Source organism: Chryseobacterium balustinum, from assembly GCF_900168205.1.
Classification (GTDB): domain Bacteria; phylum Bacteroidota; class Bacteroidia; order Flavobacteriales; family Weeksellaceae; genus Chryseobacterium; species Chryseobacterium balustinum.
The window spans coordinates 498,827-518,125 of sequence record NZ_FUZE01000001.1 but is presented as its reverse complement, the minus strand read 5'-3'; the positions used below and the strand labels follow the sequence as shown (position 1 = coordinate 518,125).

General features: G+C 34.6%; 12 protein-coding genes. 2 read left to right on the top strand and 10 right to left on the bottom strand.

Annotated features, from left to right (window positions below; all coding sequences use genetic code 11):
- Positions 1 to 91: 91 nt before the first annotated feature.
- The 7 genes from B5X64_RS02475 to B5X64_RS02445 all read right to left on the bottom strand — a co-directional run bounded on the left by B5X64_RS02475 (position 92) and on the right by B5X64_RS02445 (position 11,748).
- Positions 92 to 997 (bottom strand): GYDIA family GHMP kinase, encoded by a 906-nt coding sequence (locus B5X64_RS02475; RefSeq protein ID WP_079463742.1) that lies wholly within the window; start codon positions 995 to 997, stop codon positions 92 to 94.
- A 9-nt stretch (positions 998 to 1,006) separates the two neighbouring features.
- Positions 1,007 to 1,882: an ACP S-malonyltransferase gene (gene fabD / locus B5X64_RS02470; protein WP_079463741.1), complete on the bottom strand. Its 876-nt coding sequence runs from the start codon at positions 1,880 to 1,882 to the stop codon at positions 1,007 to 1,009.
- Positions 1,883 to 1,939: 57 nt separating this feature from the next.
- Complete coding sequence (locus B5X64_RS02465) at positions 1,940 to 3,670, bottom strand: amino acid ABC transporter substrate-binding protein (protein WP_079463740.1); 1,731 nt, start codon at positions 3,668 to 3,670, stop codon at positions 1,940 to 1,942.
- Between the two features lie 37 nt (positions 3,671 to 3,707).
- Positions 3,708 to 5,294 (bottom strand): bacillithiol biosynthesis cysteine-adding enzyme BshC, encoded by a 1,587-nt coding sequence (gene bshC / locus B5X64_RS02460; RefSeq protein ID WP_079463739.1) that lies wholly within the window; start codon positions 5,292 to 5,294, stop codon positions 3,708 to 3,710.
- A 12-nt stretch (positions 5,295 to 5,306) separates the two neighbouring features.
- Positions 5,307 to 7,247, bottom strand: a complete 1,941-nt coding sequence (locus B5X64_RS02455; RefSeq protein ID WP_079463738.1) for a putative porin — start codon at positions 7,245 to 7,247, stop codon at positions 5,307 to 5,309.
- A gap of 81 nt (positions 7,248 to 7,328) precedes the next feature.
- A complete protein-coding gene (locus B5X64_RS02450) occupies positions 7,329 to 8,750 on the bottom strand; it encodes a RagB/SusD family nutrient uptake outer membrane protein (RefSeq protein ID WP_228418717.1) in 1,422 nt (473 codons plus the stop codon).
- 160 nt (positions 8,751 to 8,910) lie between these two features.
- The gene (locus B5X64_RS02445) at positions 8,911 to 11,748 is read right to left on the bottom strand and encodes a SusC/RagA family TonB-linked outer membrane protein (protein ID WP_228418699.1); all 2,838 of its coding nucleotides are present in this window, start codon (positions 11,746 to 11,748) and stop codon (positions 8,911 to 8,913) included.
- A gap of 348 nt (positions 11,749 to 12,096) precedes the next feature.
- Between B5X64_RS02445 and B5X64_RS02440 the strand changes: the two genes are divergently transcribed.
- A complete protein-coding gene (locus B5X64_RS02440; protein WP_079463735.1) occupies positions 12,097 to 12,774 on the top strand; it encodes a hypothetical protein in 678 nt (225 codons plus the stop codon).
- Positions 12,775 to 12,855: 81 nt separating this feature from the next.
- Here B5X64_RS02440 and infB read toward each other — a convergent pair whose 3' ends face one another.
- The 3 genes from infB to rimP form a co-directional block, all read right to left on the bottom strand.
- Positions 12,856 to 15,876 carry a translation initiation factor IF-2 gene (gene infB / locus B5X64_RS02435; protein WP_079463734.1) on the bottom strand — a complete coding sequence of 1,007 codons (3,021 nt, stop codon included), beginning with the start codon at positions 15,874 to 15,876 and terminating at the stop codon, positions 12,856 to 12,858.
- Between the two features lie 78 nt (positions 15,877 to 15,954).
- Positions 15,955 to 17,190 carry a transcription termination factor NusA gene (gene nusA, locus B5X64_RS02430; RefSeq protein ID WP_079463733.1) on the bottom strand — a complete coding sequence of 412 codons (1,236 nt, stop codon included), beginning with the start codon at positions 17,188 to 17,190 and terminating at the stop codon, positions 15,955 to 15,957.
- 15 nt (positions 17,191 to 17,205) lie between these two features.
- Positions 17,206 to 17,673 (bottom strand): ribosome assembly cofactor RimP, encoded by a 468-nt coding sequence (gene rimP / locus B5X64_RS02425; protein ID WP_079463732.1) that lies wholly within the window; start codon positions 17,671 to 17,673, stop codon positions 17,206 to 17,208.
- A gap of 291 nt (positions 17,674 to 17,964) precedes the next feature.
- Here rimP and B5X64_RS02420 point away from each other — a divergent pair, with 291 nt between their 5' ends.
- Positions 17,965 to 19,275 carry a UDP-glucose dehydrogenase family protein gene (locus tag B5X64_RS02420; protein ID WP_079463731.1) on the top strand — a complete coding sequence of 437 codons (1,311 nt, stop codon included), beginning with the start codon at positions 17,965 to 17,967 and terminating at the stop codon, positions 19,273 to 19,275.
- The last annotated feature ends 24 nt before the right edge of the window (positions 19,276 to 19,299 follow it).

Genomic DNA, 19,299 nt, shown 5'->3' with positions numbered 1-19,299 from the left:
CATTATGAATATTAACAAATTGTTAAACGTGGATAAATATAAACATATAAGCGAAAATGACAAATAAAAAATGACAGATATAAAAAACTGATTAACAATCGATTAAATCATCCCACTCAAAAACAGTAGTAAAACCTTTTCCCCAAAAATAGTCCTTAAAGCCTACAAATTTTGAGCTCATTACAAAATCTCCTCCCCAAGCGCCTAGACTTTTGACAAAACTCGGGCAATCTGAGAAAAACCTAGACTTAACTGTCGGAATTTCAATAAAATCAGAAATTTTTTGCTCATGTATCATCATTAGTTCTGAAAAATTTTCCAATTCATCACATAACAAAATATTTCTTGTGAGATTTGAAAATTCATCTACCACAATTTGAGACTTTATTTTTGATCTGTAAAGCTGAATTGCTTCGCGGCTATCTTGCTTTTGATTGAGGTGAATAAAAATCAGCTCATTTTTAAATTTTGGATTGAAATTTATCTTTTCAAAATGTATTTCAGGTCTATTCTGAAACAACACCGCAGATTTTGCATTAGCAACTGCAATATCGTATCCGCTTCCACCCAAACTTATAGAATTTAAATGGAAAGGATCAATCTCTGACCATTCAGCAAGATTGTTCATTAACGTAGAACTGCTTCCCAGACCATAATCTGATGGAAATTGAAGATTTGTTTTTAAATGATAGGTATCGGTGCTTTTAAATTTAGTTTCAGAAAGACTCTGAACGTTTTTGAGAGTTTTAAGAATAAACTCTGCACTTTGATTGATATTGGTTTCAAGAATCTGCCATGTTTTATAATCAATGACAGCTTTTAGCCATAATTTGTTTTGATGATAAGCTTCCCAGAAAATAATAGATTTCCCGTCTTGCTTTTCTTCAAAAAAAAACTCCTGTCCTAGCTTTGTGGGTACCGCTAGGACAAGAGCTCCGTCTACAGCGAAATATTCTGAAGTAAGCATAAGCTTTCCTGGTGAATATATTTCGCCCATTTTATTTATTTAGATAGCAGAAGCAGATGCTACTGCGCTATCAATTTTCTTGATTAATCCCTGAAGTGTTTTTCCGGGACCAACTTCTACAAAATTTGTAGCACCGTCTTTAATCATATTCTGAACAGACTGCGTCCATTTTACAGGCCCCGTTAATTGAGCGATAAGATTAGCTTTAATCTGATCTGGGTCTGTAACAGCCGTAGTCGTAATATTTTGATACACAGGGATTGTTGCTTTTCTGAATTTAGTATTTTCAATAGCAGCAGCCAATCTTTCTTGTGCAGGTTGCATTAATGGTGAATGGAAAGCTCCGTTTACCGGTAGTAATAGTGCTCTTTTGGCACCCGCTTCTTTTAATTTAATACAAGCTTCTTCTACCGCAACCGTTTCACCTGAAATTACCAATTGCCCAGGACAGTTGTAATTTGCAGGAACTACTACTCCGCTGATTGATGCACAAATTTCTTCTACTTTAGCATCATCCAATCCTAAAATTGCAGCCATAGAACTTGGGTTTGCATCACAAGCAGCCTGCATTGCTTTAGCTCTTTCAGAAACAAGTTTTAAACCGTCATCAAAAGATAAAACTCCGTTGGCAACCAACGCAGAAAATTCTCCCAAAGAGTGACCTGCAACCATTTCAGCACCAAGACCATTTACCGCTTTTAATGCCGCAACAGAATGTATGAATATTGAAGGCTGTGTAACCTCAGTTTTCTTAAGATCCTCATCTGTCCCCCTAAACATAAGGGAAAGAATATCAAAACCTAAAATTTCGTTAGCAGATTCCATCAGGTCTTTAATGTCTTTACGGGAGTCGTATAATTCTTGTCCCATACCAACAAACTGTGATCCCTGACCAGGAAATATAAGTGCTTTCATTTATTTATTTAAAGTTAAATATCAATTATAATTTAAAAATAGAGTCCTTAAAGAATTTTAAGGAACCAGTCTGATCACACGAAAGCCTGTATTTACATAAGCTCCGTTTGATTTAGACTTTACAAATTCAAATTTAGTAGCCAACTGAGTCTGTACTTTATTGATTTGTTTAAAGATTTCTCCTTTTTTGTTTTCTCTTGTCAGCATATCGTTGACTACATCAAAACCAATCACGGCATATTTACCTGGAGTTTTGCAGTATTTTGATTTGTACGCGGCTAAGATTTCTTTTTCAAAACTTCCGTCAGTATTGATTTTTCTGTCCATTAAATAAACCAAACTTGCCTGACTCAATTCATCAACTTTTTTATCGAAACTCGGCACAGCATACATACTGAATGCTTTAATACCTTGCACTTCTTTTGATAAAGCAATGACTTTATTTGAAAAAGCCTCGCCTACCGTATCATTATCACTTGCCAAAATTGCAATAACGGGAGCAGATTGCCCTGTCATCATATTTTGATCCAATTGTATTTCCGAAGCTGTATTTACAACAGTAACCTGAGCATTTTTAACATTTTTCTCGAGGCTAGACTTCAGATAATTGGCATTCTCTTTTTTGGTGTCTGCAACAACATAAATTTTCTGATTAGAGTATACCGATTTTACTTCTTCAGCAATTTTATCGGCATAAGTTTGATTGTTGGTTTCAACAATAATCAGATTGCTATAATTATATAATTCTGGTGAGTTGGCAAATGGAGCTACAACAGGTATTTTTTGAGTTTTAGTAAAATCTAAAAGATCAATAACATTTGATTTGAAGAAAGGTCCAATAATTAAATCGGTATTATTTGGATTAATTTGTGATAAAGAGCTTTTAAATGAAGCTTCATTACCAGAATCAACAATTTTAATATCTAATTTCTGTCCGGCAGAAGCATTTCTTTCGATTGCTAATTTTGCACCGGTAAGAAAATCGGTTGCCATCGCACGATACTGAGTTTCATTGGTACTGTATCCGAAAGGAAGCATCAAAACAACACTTAATGCATCGCCATTCTTTTTGATGTAAGCAGCATCCAGCTTTCTGATTTTTAAAATCATTCCGGCTTTTAATCCTTTTGATAATTCAGGATTTAATACAATTAATTCGTCGATTGTAACTCCGAATTTATTGACAATTGAAAAAACGGTATCGCCTTGTTCAACGGTATACGTAGCATATTCATCCTGATTAGAATGAGAATTTTCAGCCGAAGACCTTTCGTTCCCGGAATCTATTTTAGTTTTGTTATTATTTACCGGAGCAGTTTCAGTAACAGTCTCCACAGGTTTTGTCACTGTAGTAGCTACTGCCTGATTTCCACCATATTTTTTGATGCTATCAAGAGGCAAAGTGATTTCGTCCCCGATTTTCATGTGAGAATCTAGCTCTGGATTGAGCTTTCTCAAATCAGTTTCAGAAATTCTATACTGTTTTGTAATTCCGTAAACAGTTTGTTTAGGCTGAAGAATGATTTTTCCTGTCTGCGAAGAAGTGCTTCCAGCAGGAGCTTTTGTAGCAACCGCATTTGCAGTTCCCGTTTTTACGGTAACCACATCTCCAATAGCCAGTTTTCCGTCTTTTACTTTAGGATTCCACTTCAACAGCTCATCTACAGTAATTCCGTATTTCTTAGAAATATTGTAGGGAGTATCACCTTTTATAACCGTGTGTGTTTTCTGAGCAGATAAACTTAGAAACATACATAAACCAGATAGTACAAAAAACCTCTTAATCATTTTCGATATTATAATTTACAAAAATACTTCTTTAAAATTAAATGGCAACAATTATTAATTTTGAATCTTCTACCACCATTTCTTCCAGACAGAATTCTATCCATGAATATCCGAAATCCGCAAAGAATACAGAAAAATTATATATCCTTTCCTGCCACGTTTTCGACGGATGAACATCTAAAAACAGATTTTCTAAACGCTCCAACAGCTCATTTTGTTTTGTCTTTTCAGCACGAAGAAGTCTTTTTTTCATTCTTTCGAATGATTTCAGCTGCCTTGTTTCTTCAGCTTCTACTAAATTACCAAAAGATTTTTCGGTTGATTCTGCTGCATTTTTCAATTCTGAAAACTGTTTCGTCAGAAGATTTTCTTTTTCATTAAGCAAATTAAGAATTTCATTATTATCTAAAATCTTGTCATTGGTAATTTTTGTGAAATTTTGGAAAAAATCATCTATTTTCAAATTGAGTTTTCCAATTTTACCTAATGTCTTTTCTTTTAAAAACAACATTGAGTTTCTTGGAATTAAAATAGGGAAAGGCAAATTGAGTTCAGTAAAATAATCTTTCAGTTCCAACCAATACATAATTTCTGCATTCCCGCCGATATAAGCAAGATTTGGTAAAACCGTTTCCTGATAAACAGGTCGCATCAAAGCGTTTGGACTAAACTTTTCGGGATAGTTTTCAAGTTCGTTTAAAATTTCCTCTTTTGTGAACTGAATATTTTTATCTACAACAATATAATTTTTGCCGTCAAAATCTATTCTGTCGCGAGTTTCAGAAAGATAAAATAAATTAATTTCACGCGGATTTACCTGAACTTTACCGTATTTAGCTGTCAGAAAATCAACTTTATCTTTTGAGCTTTTATGTAAGCTAAAATTCTCCAGCTCATCTTTAAAAACATCTTTGATTTGATTTTTCAGTGCTTTTGAATCTCCATCAACAATCAACAAACCAAAGTCTGAAAACAATCTGTTGACCAAAGTCTGAATTGCTTTCGTTAAAGTATTACCACCTTTGTAAGCTTCCTTCAGCATTAAAATCAACTCAGTTCCGAAAACAGAATCTTTAAATTCTTTCTCAAATTCGGAAATGAAAAAAGTATCATTTACATGAATTTTTCCAACTGCACCACCAGACTTTTCGTTGATTTCGTAATAATTATTCTCGGTTTTAAAATGATTAATTTCCGCAAAATCATGATCTTCAGAAGCCATCCAATACACCGGAACAAAATTAAAATCAGGGAAATTTTGCTGTAAATACGTACAGGTTTTTATCGTCTGAAGAATTTTGTATATAAAAAAAACAGGCCCGGAAAACAGATTAAGCTGATGCCCGGTTGTAATCGTGAATGTATTTTTATGTTTAAGATTTTCTAAGTTTTCTGTCTGTTTAGAAGACAACTTAAAATCTGAAAGTTGTGATTTTATCGTTTCAGATAGAATTTCTCTTTTTTCTAATCCGAAAGAGTTTTGTTTTAAATGAATTTGTTGAGCAAAATTTTCAAGCGAAAAAGTATGTGCTTCAAATCCCTCTATATCATGATTCAGGAAATCTTTTACCAATTTTGGAATACTTTCGATTTCGCTGAATGCTATTTTATTTATTGTTTTCAACCTGATTTAATTTTAGTTGAACAGATACCATAAAATTCCAATATTTAGTCTAAAATCATAGACCGGATAATGTGGGAATGCATATGATTTGTTTGGTGAAACGACCGTTCCTATTTGCTGACCTTCGATAAAGAAAAACATTCTTTTCACTTTCATATTAACATACAAGTCTGCGATTGGCTGTCCTCCGATTGAGAAAGAATCTGCGCTTGGTAAAATATATTCGTTAAGAATCGGGAAATATTCTCGTGTAGCAAATTTTGAGAAGTAATACACTTTCAATCCAGCCTGAATTTCTGCCGCATTTTTGAATGCCTTAGACTGAAAGAAAAAGTTGGCTCTCCCTATAAAAGATGGCATTGGCAACAACTCTTTATTGGTTAAAGCATTTTGAAACTGTAATCTTGTATTTAAGTGAAACTTTCCATAGCTGAATGTAGCATCACCTCCAATTTGAGAAATATTTAAAGAGTTTGCGCTTTGTCTTGGCATTGCTGCAGCATCAAAATACGTATAATTATCTATTCTAAAATAGTTGGCAAAAAGTTGAGTTTGGAACCATTTTAAATTAACATTACCCCCAATTTCCGTTACCGATTGATTTTTTGCATCACTAAGGAAATAATTAAAATTGTTGTACGCCGAAGCGTTCGCAAGATAATTAAATGACGGATATGAGCTTTGGAAATTTACTTTTGCATTCACAAAGTAATCTTTAATCGGCTCAAATTTGATATTGTTTGTCGTCTTTAAATAATCTCCGAACTGGTTTCCTTTTGAAATTTCCAAGAATGAATTGACTTGGAATTTATCAAAAAGTTTGATCTGTAAATTTCCGACCGCCCCCAATCTGTTTTCTTTCATTTCAGAAGGAATTTCAAGAGTTGGTAATGTAATTTGATCTACTCCGAATTTCAGCATCTGATATCTTAAACCGGCATCTAATTTGAAACGTTCGTTATCAAAAACCAAACTGAAAGTATTGCTAAAATTATTTGAATACTTTTTAGTTGCAAGAGGAAAACCATTAACAATTTCTGCTTCAGAAGTATACCAATATGGCTCTAAACTACCTTGGTTATAATAATATTTATTCCCTTGATTAAAAATAGTATGTCGAATTCTAAAAGGAAATTTTTCAGCATTAAAAGGAGTAAACTGGTGACTCAAATAATATCTTCGGTAGGAATATTGTGAGCTGGATGATGCTAAATTCACCAGAGCTCTGTCACGGTTTTTAAACTCACTATCTCCCGATTGGAAAAGATCATCATTAACAATCCCACCATTCTCCTGATTGTTTATATTCTGATGAAGGTAATGGGCAAACAATTCATAATCTCCGGTTTTGGATGTATAATGTCCCGAGAATAAAGTATTATTATTTGCTGACAAAGAGTTTCTGTAAAACCCTTGAGAACGAAGTCCCATATAATCTAAAGCAAAATTGAATCTTTTCCCTATATTTTGGGTATAAGTTGACTGCAAAGCAGCGCCATTCTTCATTGCTGTATGATAAATAAAAGTTGCAGTCGGAGTTTTTACATCATAATATTTGATGTCGTTAATTCCTAAAATACCGTACGATTTGTTTGTCGGTAATAGAGAAAGATTTTGTTCGGCATTCACTTCATAAGATAAAGGGTTGAATCCCGATCCGATGTTTGCAAACTGCACTCTTCCAAAATTATCTCTGTTGTTATACTGAGAAAAAATATACGATTTGTTGAAGGTCATCGCTGTATCAAAGATTTTCTTTTCAGAAAACTGAGTCTGATACTGATAATCATTAATCGTCGGTTTAAAAATTTTAAGAGAATCTTTTTTCCCGGAATCTATTACTAAGGTGTCTTTTAGCTTTTTCTCAAGCATGTTAGAGTCTGTTTTATTGACAATAACCTGAGCCTTAATAAAGGAAGCGATGAAAAATATGATTAGAAAAAGGTATTTCATGAATATTTTTTGTACAGCAAAAGTAAGAAATAAAAGGCAAAAAAAAACCCGTCGATTGACGGGGTTTTGGTAGAACCAAATTTATTTATATCCAGGATTTTGTTGTCCTGATATTCCTTGATTCGCAGTTATTTCTGCGAGAGGAATAGGTAATGTGTATTTGTAACTTCCATTTGGTAAGTTTTGAGAGACGAAACCTTCGATATCATCTGCTGCATTTCTATCCATAGTAACACCAGCAGTAGCTGCTAGTCTTTTTAAGTCGATATAACGGTGACCTTCCAAAGCCAATTCTATTCTTCTTTCTTTAAGAATATCTTTATATGCTACTTGTTTGCTAGTATACGCAGGTGTAGTAGGTGTACCTGTATACGCTCTAGCTACTCTTACCTGCTGGATGTAGTTTGCAGCTCCTGCAAAATCTCCTGCTTCAACTGCAGCTTCAGCAAGAATAAAATACATCTCAGATAATCTAAAGACTTTTACATCGTTTCTTGTTGCACTACCAACCTTACCAGGATACTTGTCGATTACATAATAATGAGCTGACAAATATGGTAGTGACGATGGATCTAAATATGCATATTTTCTTACATCGTTTGTATTTCCATAGAACTCGTTAAACGTATTAACACCCCAAAACCACATTACACCTCCAGAAATAGTTGAAGTATTAGTGTTATAGACGGTTCCAATTGCATTACCTGAACCTGGAGCAAGACGGTTAAGACCAAATATAACCTCGCCACCTTCTAAATCAGCCCACATTCTTCTATATGGGGTAAATGCAGCAGAAGCACTGTACCAAGCAGCATTCCAAGCACTTGAACCTATGTTAGGTCCCGACGTACCATTCGTCATTGGATTAGCAGTTGTTAAACTAATACCAGAACTTGTTAATACAGACTGAGCATATTGTTTAGCCAAAGGATAATTACCACGATACAAGTTAAATCTTGCTGCAATAGCATTTACTGTGCTTGTGTTTATATAAAACCTATTAACATTACTTCCAGTAGTTACAACATTAGCTCTAGCAAAATCTAAATCTGCATTGATAAAATCGTAGATAACCTTGTTGGTAACTCTTGGTGCCGAAAAATTCAAATCGCTTGGAGCTGTTGTAACCAACATAACCCCTAAAGCGTTCTCATCTTTCATATCCGTTGAGAAATAAGTTTCTAACTGAAGATAGCAATACGCTCTTACTGCTCTTGCTTCACCAAGAATTCTCTTGTAAGCTGTCGCCTGTGCTGCTGTAGCAGGAGTAATTTGCTCAGCCATCTCTAAAAGACGGTTTACTCTGTTGATTACTGTATAGTTGTTTACCCAAATCGTCCCAGTATAGCCATCACTAGGATCAATAAAATGCCTGTGTAATTGCCATTCTTGACCACCACTACCAATACCTTGACGCACTTCGTCTGTAACTACTGCGGTTAAATAATTAGCACTAGTGGGCTCTAGCAAACCGTAAACAGAACCAATAAGAAAATTATTCATTCCATCAACAGTAGTGATGTCTTCTCCATGCGTTTCTCCCGGCTGTACAATTTCATAACTATCAGAGCAACTTGTAAGTATAGAATTACCCCCTAAAAGTGCTGCTCCAATAAAAAAAGCATATTTTATATTTTTTTTCATGATAAAATTATTAAATTAATTAGAACTCAACATTTACCCCAACCGAATATACCTTCGGGTTTGGATATACTGACAATGATTGTTGAGTAATTGGTTCTGGGTCAAAACCTTTCCATTTAGACCAAGTATATAAGTTTTCTGCTTGTAAGAATACTTTTACACTTCTCACAGGTAAATTTCTAAGCATTTCTTTACTAAGATTATACCCAATAGCAACGTTTTTCAGTCTTACAAAATCTGTCTTGTGTAGATAACGATCAGAGTCATCCTCTTGGCCTTGATTGTTTGCAGTTAAGCTAGGAATGTCTGTATTCGTATTATCAGGTGTCCAAGCATTTAACAAGTCTTTAGAAACATTAATACCGAGAGTAGCATAGGCTGGGTTTAACAACCAACTCTCCATATTATCATTGATCCAACCTCCAGATTGGTAAGAGAACATTGCGTTAAAAAAGAAACCTTTTACATCTAAGTCTACACCAAAACCTCCAGATACTTTAGGGAAAATAGATTTTCCTGTAGCCACTCTATCATCCACAGTTGGCGTTTCAGTAATTTGTCCGTCTTTACCTACAAACAGTAGTTCTCCATTTTCTTGATTAACACCTGCATACTGATATAAATACCATTGATATGCTGGTCCTCCAACCGCTTGTACGTTGTTACCAGTAAAATCTTCTTTCGGTAAAGCTTTTACTGTATTTTTGTTGTAAGCTCCGTTTGCCCAAACAGATAATTTTATATCTTGCTTTCTGATAATATTACCTCTTAAAGAAGCCTCTATCCCTTTGTTTTCTAACTTACCGTTATTACCTATGATGTTAAAACCATTACCTAAACCGGCTGAAATAGCAATATTATTAATCAAACGATCTGTCGTTTTTTGGTAAACATCAAAAGTACCTTCAACAATTCCATTATAGTTAAGGTCTAAACCAATATTCGCCATTGATTGCTTTTCCCATCTTAAATCTGGGTTACCTTTAGAGAATAAATATCCATACAAGTTTTGGTATCCTCCAATAGAAGGTGTACCAGTATAATTATCAATATATTGCAGAGGTCTAAGATAAGAAGGGTTTTGATTATTTGTCGCAACCTGAATATTTTGATTCCCTTGCGTACCGTAAGAAGCTCTAAGCTTTAACATTCTAAATTTAGATTCAGCCATAAATTCTTCTTTGTCGATGTTCCATCTACCAGAAACTGACCAGAAAGTATCCCACTTGTTTTTATCTTCAAATCTGTAAGTCGCATCTCTTCTTAATGTACCACTAAATCCGTATCTACCAGCATAGTCGTAATCTACCGTACCAAACGCTGCAAATGTACCAGCATTAATTTTACTTGCCGAAACTGACGGCTGATAGAAGCTTGGACTAGCAGCACTAAAAGGAATATATCCTTTTCCTGCACCAAATGACCATAATAGAGGATCTAGACCATTTTGTGTTTGAGACTTAGACAAATAATGTCCTTTATAATAATCTAAGTAAGCTGAAACAGTCAAATCGTGATCTCCAAACGATTTATTAAATGTAAGGTTAGAAACGTTATTAATCGTTAAATCTTTAAAATTTGATAGAGTTTCAATACCCCCATATTTAGCTCCTGTAGAAGCTGCCACACTATTTGACAAATATCCTAGTGGGGATCTAGCAAAAGTTCTATCTTCTTCTTTAAAATCTATTCCTAATCTATTGGTAAATGTTAAGTTATCGGTAATTTTATAACTCCCACGTAAGTTAGCATTTACAGAAGTTTCTGCATATAAATTTCGCACACCACCTCTCATGTTATCATACAATACATATGGTCTATATACAGCAGAGTTTTGACCAATAGTAGCAAACATTTCAGCACCGTTCTGAAATGGATACTTCGGCAAAGTTGGATCGCCCAACACAGCTCCTAACAATACGTCTTGTGCTATATTCCCTGCTAAAGCAGTAGCATTCGCTTCCTGATCTAACTGATTTCTTTTAGAATAAGCAGCAGCTAATTGTGCTGAGTAAGTAAATCTTTTATTTTTCGATTGCCCATTGATATTATTACGGAAAGTAAATCTTTCAAAATCTGTTCCTTTGATAATCCCCTCGTTCTTCAAATAGCCTACTGAGGTAAACACAGACAAATTCTCGCCTCCATAAGTTAAACCTAAGTTATGTTGTTGTGTCATCCCTACTCTCATCAACTCTTTCGTCCAATCTGTATCTGTAGAATAGTTATTGATATCATCATCACTCATACCAACACCATTACCACCCTGCCCATATATTTGTTGAATTTTAAGCAATTCTTTAGCATTAGCCAAATTATAAGAAGGCTTTGGATATTGTGAGAATGAAGTTAATGCATCATAAGAGACTTTCAAGCCAGAATTATACTTTCCGAATTTAGTCGTAATAACAACAACCCCATTAGCACCTCTGTTACCATAAATTGAAGTTGCCTGAGCATCTTTCAATATACTCAAAGTTTCAATATCGTTAGGGTTCAAGTTTCTAAATTGCGAAGAAGAACTAGACAAACCATCTAAAGGATCTGTAGATGCGTTTAATGAACCAACACCTCTAATTAAGATATCAATTTTACCTGAACCTGGAGAACCAGAGCTTGAGTTAACTGACAAACCTGGTGCCGCTCCTTGAAGTGAATTCAAAAATGTTGTATTGGGACGATTCTCCAACGCTTCAGCGCTAATAGTTGTAGACGCTGCAGTTGAGCTAGCTTTCGTCGCTGTTTTACTATACCCTAAAACAACAACCTCTTCAATCTTCTGTTCTTTTGACGGTTTTGAAGGAACGGAATCATTTTTTGTTGCCTGCGCAAAAGCTACTTGCCCGATAAAGAACAAAGCTCCAGCACTTAATACACGTAATTTAACATTCATATTAACAAAATTTTAATATTTTTAATTAGCAAATATGTTAATAAATATTAACATATGCAAATTTTTTCACATACTCACTTATTATTTTTTTAGTAAAATTCTATAAACAAGTAAAAACAAAAACAATTCAACAAAATTTCCATGAAAAACCATATCAAAAGATAAAATAAACGACAAATCACCTTAGCTTTAACAAATTATATACAACACGAATTAAATAATTTAGAATTAATACAAATTAAAAGAATTCGCATTAAAACCTATCAATAATATAGTTATTTATATTATTTTTATTGGTATTAATAAAATAACATGAAAACATTTTTTAAATTCTTAGCAATTACTTCTAGCGTATTTGTCTACAGTCAGCAAACTCAACAAGTCAATCAAGGTATGGGCTATGAATTTTTCCCAACAAAAAGTGTCACATCCAATGGAAAAACTTTAAAATATGAGGATATAATTGGAACTCCTTATGCAGACACAGATTTCAAAATGGCAAAATTAGCCGACAATTATGAAGAAGTCCCTGTAAGGTATAATAGTTACAAAGACGAAGTTGAATTTAAAAAAGGTGAAAATATTCAAATAGTTCCAAAACAAAAAGAACTTTCAAGAATTACAATTAAAAAACCATTGCAAACTATTGTAAATTTAGAAACAAATGATAATTTACAAGGATATTTCTTTGAATTAGTATCCGGAAAAATAGCACTATATAAAAAAGAAAAAACGATTTTTAAAGACGAAGCACTCGCAATAAATTCTTATGCTTCTTCTAAACCCGCTGAATTCATAAAACAAAATCCTGTATACTATATTAGTATTGGTAATCAATTCATTAAAAAGCCAAAAAATCAAAAAGAAATCATTGAAGCTTTACCCAATCTAAAGAATCAGATTAATGCATTCATTAAAGAAAATAAAATAAAATTGAACAAAGAAGAAGATTTAATAAAACTCGTTAATTTTCTAAATCAACAAAGCTAAAAACTTAATAAAGTACAATATTTAATAAAAAGTCGGTATTCAAATTTTGAATACCGACTTTTTATTATGAAATGAAAGTTACTATTTTAATTTCTTCTTTACAGCAACTTCTTCGTATACTTCAAGAATGTCATATTGCTCGATGTCGTTGTACCCTTTAAGGTTTAATCCACACTCATAGCCTTTTGTAACTTCTCTTACGTCGTCTTTGAAACGTTTTAAACTTTCAAGCTCACCATCGAACTTCACAATACCATCTCTTAGTAATCTTACCTTAGACTGTCTTGTTACTTTTCCATTTAGAACCATACAACCTGCAATAGTTCCTACTTTAGAAATCTTGAATACCTCACGGATTTCAACATTACCAATAACTTGTTCCTGAATTTCCGGAGAAAGCATTCCCTCCATCGCTTCTTTCACTTCGTCAATAGCTTTATAGATTACAGAATAGGTTCTGATTTCAATTTCTTCACGGTCTGCAAGATCTTTAGCATTTGCTCCTGCTCTTACATTAAATCCGATGATAATCGCATCAGATGCTGCCGCTAAGTTGATATCAGATTCAGTAATTTGTCCTACACCTGAGTGAAGAATATTGATACTGATTTCTTCTGTAGATAATCTTTGTAACTGATCAGAAAGTGCTTCTACAGAGCCATCCACGTCACCTTTAAGGATAATGTTTAATTCTTTAAACTCACCTAAAGCAATACGTCTACCCAATTCTTCAAGTGTTGTATGCTTCTTCGTTCTGATAGAAAGCTCTCTTTGTAATTGCTCTCTCTTATTCGCAATAGCTTTACCTTCACTCTCATCGGCATAAACACGGAATTTATCACCTGCTGTAGGTGCTCCATCTAAACCTAAGATTGTTGTAGGAATTGAAGGACCTGCTTCTTCAAGATTTTTCCCTCTTTCGTCAAGCAAAGCTTTTACTTTACCATGGTTTTTACCTGCTACTACATAATCTCCAACTTTTAAAGTTCCGGTTTGTACCAACATCGTTGCTACATATCCTCTACCTTTATCTAATGAAGCTTCAATTACAACTCCTTGTGCAGCACGGGTAGGGTTAGCTTTCAATTCAAGCATTTCTGCCTGTAGCAATACTTTCTCTAATAGGATATCCATATTGTTACCCATTTTAGCTGAAATCTCTTGCGCCTGAACGTTTCCACCCCATTCTTCCACCAAGATATTCATTCCTGAAAGTTGTTGACGGATGTTGTCTGGGTTTGCATTTGGCTTATCTACTTTGTTGATTGCAATAATCATTGGTACCCCTGCAGCCTGTGCGTGAGAAATTGCTTCTTTCGTCTGAGGCATTACATCATCATCCGCAGCAATAACAATAATTGCAATATCGGTAACTTGTGCGCCTCTCGCTCTCATCGCTGTAAAGGCCTCGTGACCTGGTGTATCTAAGAATGTAATTCTCTGACCATTTTCCAATTTCACATTATATGCACCGATATGCTGGGTAATTCCACCAGATTCACCTGCGATAACGTTGGTTTTTCTGATGTAATCTAGTAGTGACGTTTTACCGTGGTCAACGTGACCCATTACCGTTACAATTGGTGCTCTTGAAACAAGGCTTTCTTCTGTATCGATATCATCTTCAGAATCTGTATCTTCAAGATCAGCGTCTGAGAATTCAATTTTAAATCCAAATTCGTCAGCTACCAACAATAAAGTATCAGCTTCCAGCCTTTGATTCATCGTAACCATTACTCCTAAAGAGAAACAAGCTGAGATAACTTCTGTAGGAGAAACATTCATTAAACTCGCCAATTCACCAACAGTGATAAATTCGGTTACTTTTAATGTTCTGTCTGCAGCATCTATTTCCTGCTGACGCTCGTCTTGCTCTCTACGGAAACTTCTCTTATCTTTTCTATGCTTAGAAGATTTAGATTTACCTCCTTTATTGGTTAATTTTTCAAGAGTTTCCTTGATTTGATTTTTAACTTGCTCATCGGTTAATTCGACAGGCATAGTTCTTTGTCCTGGTCTATTGTTTCCGAATCGGTTTCCACCCGGGCCACCTTGTCCTGGTGGACGGTTTCCTCCTGGACCACCTTGACCTGGCGGACGGTTGCCTCCTGGGCCACCCGGACGGTTTTGACCACCTTGTCCTGGAGGTCTGTTCCCTTGATAACCACCTTGTCCTGGTGGACGATTTCCTCCCGGACCATTTTGGCCTTGTGGACGGTTTTGACCACCTTGCTGATTGTTTCCACCTTGTTGGTTGTTCCCCGTATTCTGATTAGGACCACCTGGCTTTTCAATTCTTTTTCTTTTCTTTTTAGCTCCTGAGCTTGGTTTTGGTGCAAACTGACTTAAGTCAATTTTTTCACCAACAATCTTAGGACCATCAAGTTTTTGATAAACAGTTTCTATTTTTTGAGGTTCCTGAGGCTCCTCTTTAGTAGGTTCAGGTTTTTTTTCTTCCACTTTTTCTACAGGTTTTTCAACCGGTTTTGGTGTTTCTTTAACAGGTTCAGCAGCTTTTGGTTGAGCTTTCACCTCTTCTGTTTTAGGTTTATCTTTTTTTACAGGTCTGTTTCTGTTTCCTTCAATTTGAGAAAGGTCAATTTTATCCAAAACCTTGAATTCTTGTCTTTCAGGAGTAGTTTTCACCTCAGAAACCGGTACCACTTCTTCTTTTACAGTTTTAGCCTCTTCTTTCACCTCCTTCACTTCTACTTTTTCTTCTTTCTTTTCTTCTACAGGCACAGCTGGTACAGGAGTTGGTTCTACTGCAACAGGTTCAGCTTTTTTAGGTTCAAGATCTATTTTCCCTAAAATTCTGGTTTCTGGTTTTGTATTAGCTTTAGCTCTTATTACTTCAGGTGCTTTCTTTTCTTCCATTTCCAGTTTCTCTTCCGGAACTTTAGAAATAACCACCTCATGGGAAGCTTTACGTTGTTCACCGTCTTTGGCAAACTCAGCTTCCAATGCAGAATATGCCGCTTCTTCTAATTGAGCGTTAGGATTGTTTTCAACCACAATATCCTTAGACTGTAAAAACTCTACCAGCCTAGACATCGATATGTTAAATTCCTTAACCGCTTTATTTAATCTTATTTTTGGCATTTATATTATTTACTGTTTTTTTTAATTCTTAAAATTAAAGTATTCTTTTTTACTGTTATTAAAATTTATTTCTAAAAATTAATCTTCAAATTCTTCTTTCAATATACGTTTCACGTCATTGATGGTTTCCTCTTCTAAGTCTACCATATTCAAAAGACTTGCTGTATCTTTATCTAAGACAGATTTTGCAGTCGTAAGACCCACTTTCTTAAATTCATCCAAAATCCACTGTTCGATATCGTCATTGAATTCTCTCAAGTCAACATCATCATCTTCGCTCGCCTCTCTGAACACGTCGATTTCGTATCCTGAAAGCCAAGAAGCCAATCTGATATTTTGTCCTTGCTTCCCGATTACTTTAGAAATCTCTTCAACTGGAGTATAAACCAAAGCATAATTGGTCTCTTCGTTGATGTCAATTTTATTGATGGTAACATTTCCTAAAGCTCTCTTCACCATAATCTCAGGGTTTTTAGACCACTGAATTACATCTATATTTTCGTTTCTTAATTCTCTTACGACACCGTGAATTCTAGAACCTTTCACCCCAACACAAGCTCCTACAGGATCGATTCTGTCGTCGTAAGCATCAACTGCTATTTTCGCTTTTTCACCAGGAATTCTCACCGCTTTTTTAAGAATGATTGTTCCATCCTGGATTTCAGGAATTTCTAATTCTAATAATTTTTCTAAGAATTTCGGAGCCGTTCTTGAAATGATAATTTGCGGTTTTGAACCTTTAAAATCTACCGTTTCAACGATTGCTCTGATATTTTCTCCTTTTTTGAAGAAGTCTGCCGGAATTTGATTTTCTTTAGGCAAGATAAACTCGTTTCCTTCATCATCCAACAAGATCACGTGCTTATGACGAATGTGGTGAATTTCTCCAATTACAATCTCCCCAATTCTGTCTCTGAACTGATCATACAACATCGCATTGTTATGCTCCTGCAATTTTGTTGCTAAAATCTGCTTCAGCGTCAAAATATTTCTTCTTCCCAACTGCGCTACCGGAATTTCCATGGTAAAATCTTCACCTACTTCAAAAGTAGGATCTATTTTCTTAGCTTCAGTGATTTCAATTTCTAAGTCATCATCTTCAGACATTTCATCTTCAACGATGGTTTTATTTAAAAATATCTGAAAGTCACCTTTATCAGGGTTTACAATTACATCAAAATGATCATCAGAATCAAATCTTTTTCTCAACAAAGTTTTAAGAGAATCTTCAATGATTGCCATTAGATCAATTTTACTGATCCCCTTTTCGTCTTTAAAATCACCAAAGGATTCAATCAACGCTATATTATCCATTTATCTTTTTTTCTTTTAAAATTTAAGTACTACTAAAGCTTTTTTTATTTCAGAGTAAGGAATTTCTTTTTCCTCCTCTACATCTACCTTACCTTTACCTACTTCTTTCGGTTTTCGGTAACGCAGTACAAGAGTAATTTTCTCTTCATCTACTTTTGCAAGCTCACCTTCAATCTCTGAAGAATTTGTCAACAAAACTTCAATCTCTCTTCCGATATTCTTCTGAAATTGTCTCGGAGTAGATAGAGGCTCGCTTAACCCTGCAGACATAACCTGAAGACTAAAATCGTGCTCTTCACGATCCATATTAAATTCTATTGCGCGGCTTGCATCCAAACAATCCTGCACAGTAACACCTTGATCACCGTCTAATATCACTGTAATATCATCTGATGCAGAAAACTTCAAATCAATAAGAAATAGATCTTCTCTTGTCTGAAGGAAATCATTTAATAATGTTTCAATATTTTTTCTAAACTCCATATATTATTTAATCCTGATTTAACAGTACGAAAAAAGGCTTTCTCTTAGAAGCCTTTCCATTTTTTCCGTTAATCTCCTGCAAATATATGACATTTTTATAAAACACACAAATACACTTCATAATCAACAGAATAAGAATTAATCAAAAACAACAACACTTTATCGTCATGAAACCTATACTTACTATAATATCTTATTTAACTGCCATCTTTAAATAAGATATTGTTTATTAAAAAGAACTGTGAAACAATTTTTAGTATTTTTGTCAGGAATTTTATAAAAACATATATTTTGAATATAACAATAGTAGGAACAGGCTATGTGGGTTTGGTTACAGGAACTACCCTTGCAGAACTTGGCAATTCGGTTTATTGTGTTGACATTGATGAAAAAAAAGTAGAAGGGATGAAAAACGGCATCGTTCCTATTTACGAACCTAATCTTGAAGAAATGTTTCACCGAAATATTCAATCTGAAAGATTGTTTTTCACCACAAACCTAAAGGAGGCTTTAGATAAAAGTGAAGTGGTTTATCTTGCCCTTCCTACTCCACCCGGAGAAGACGGTTCAGCAGATTTATCTTACGTATTAAAAGTAGCCAATGACATTGGTGAACTCATGACTGAATATAAAGTTGTTGTTAATAAAAGCACCGTTCCTGTAGGAACAGCCGACAAAGTAAGAGAAACAATTGCTGCAAAGACGGCTATTGATTTTGATGTGGTTTCAAATCCTGAGTTTTTACGTGAAGGTTTTGCGGTGGAAGATTCTATGAATCCGGCAAGAGTTGTTGTAGGGTCTAGCTCAGAGAAAGCTAAAGAAATTATGGCAAAAATTTATCAGCCATTTACCAATACCGGAATTCCTATTATTTTTATGGATGAGAAATCTTCCGAGCTTACAAAATATGCATCTAACTCATTTTTAGCCGTAAAAATTACGTTCATGAATGAAATTGCCAATTATTGTGAAAAAGTAGGTGCAGATGTAGATAAAGTAAGATTAGGAATGGGAAGCGACGACAGAATCGGCCACCGTTTCTTATTTCCAGGGATAGGTTATGGCGGAAGCTGTTTTCCTAAAGACGTTAAAGCTTTAATTAAATCAGGAAAAGACGATAATTTTAATTTCCAGATTTTGGAAGCAACAGAAAATGTCAATATTTCGCAAAAGGTAATTTTGGTTTCTGAAATTGAAAAATATTTCGGAGGAAACCTTGAAGACAAAACGATTGCAATGTGGGGATTAGCTTTTAAAGCAAATACCGACGACATTAGAGAAGCCTCTTCATTAGATAACATCAATTTACTTCTTCAAAAAGGCGCTAAAATTGTTGCCTACGATCTTATTGCAGAAGAAAATGTAAGAAAATTATTAGGAGATAAAATATCTTACGCAAAAACCATGTATGATGCTTTAGAAAAAGCTGACGCATTATTTATCGCTACAGAATGGCCGGAATTCAAAAACCCTAACTTTGAAATAATGGCTAAGAAGATGAATAATAAAGCTATTTTCGACGGAAGAAACATGTATCCCCTGGAAGTTCCTGAGCAAAATGGATTCTATTATAAAAGTATCGGAAGAAAAACGATTCAATAAAAGCCAAGGAAAAAGTAAAAAGAC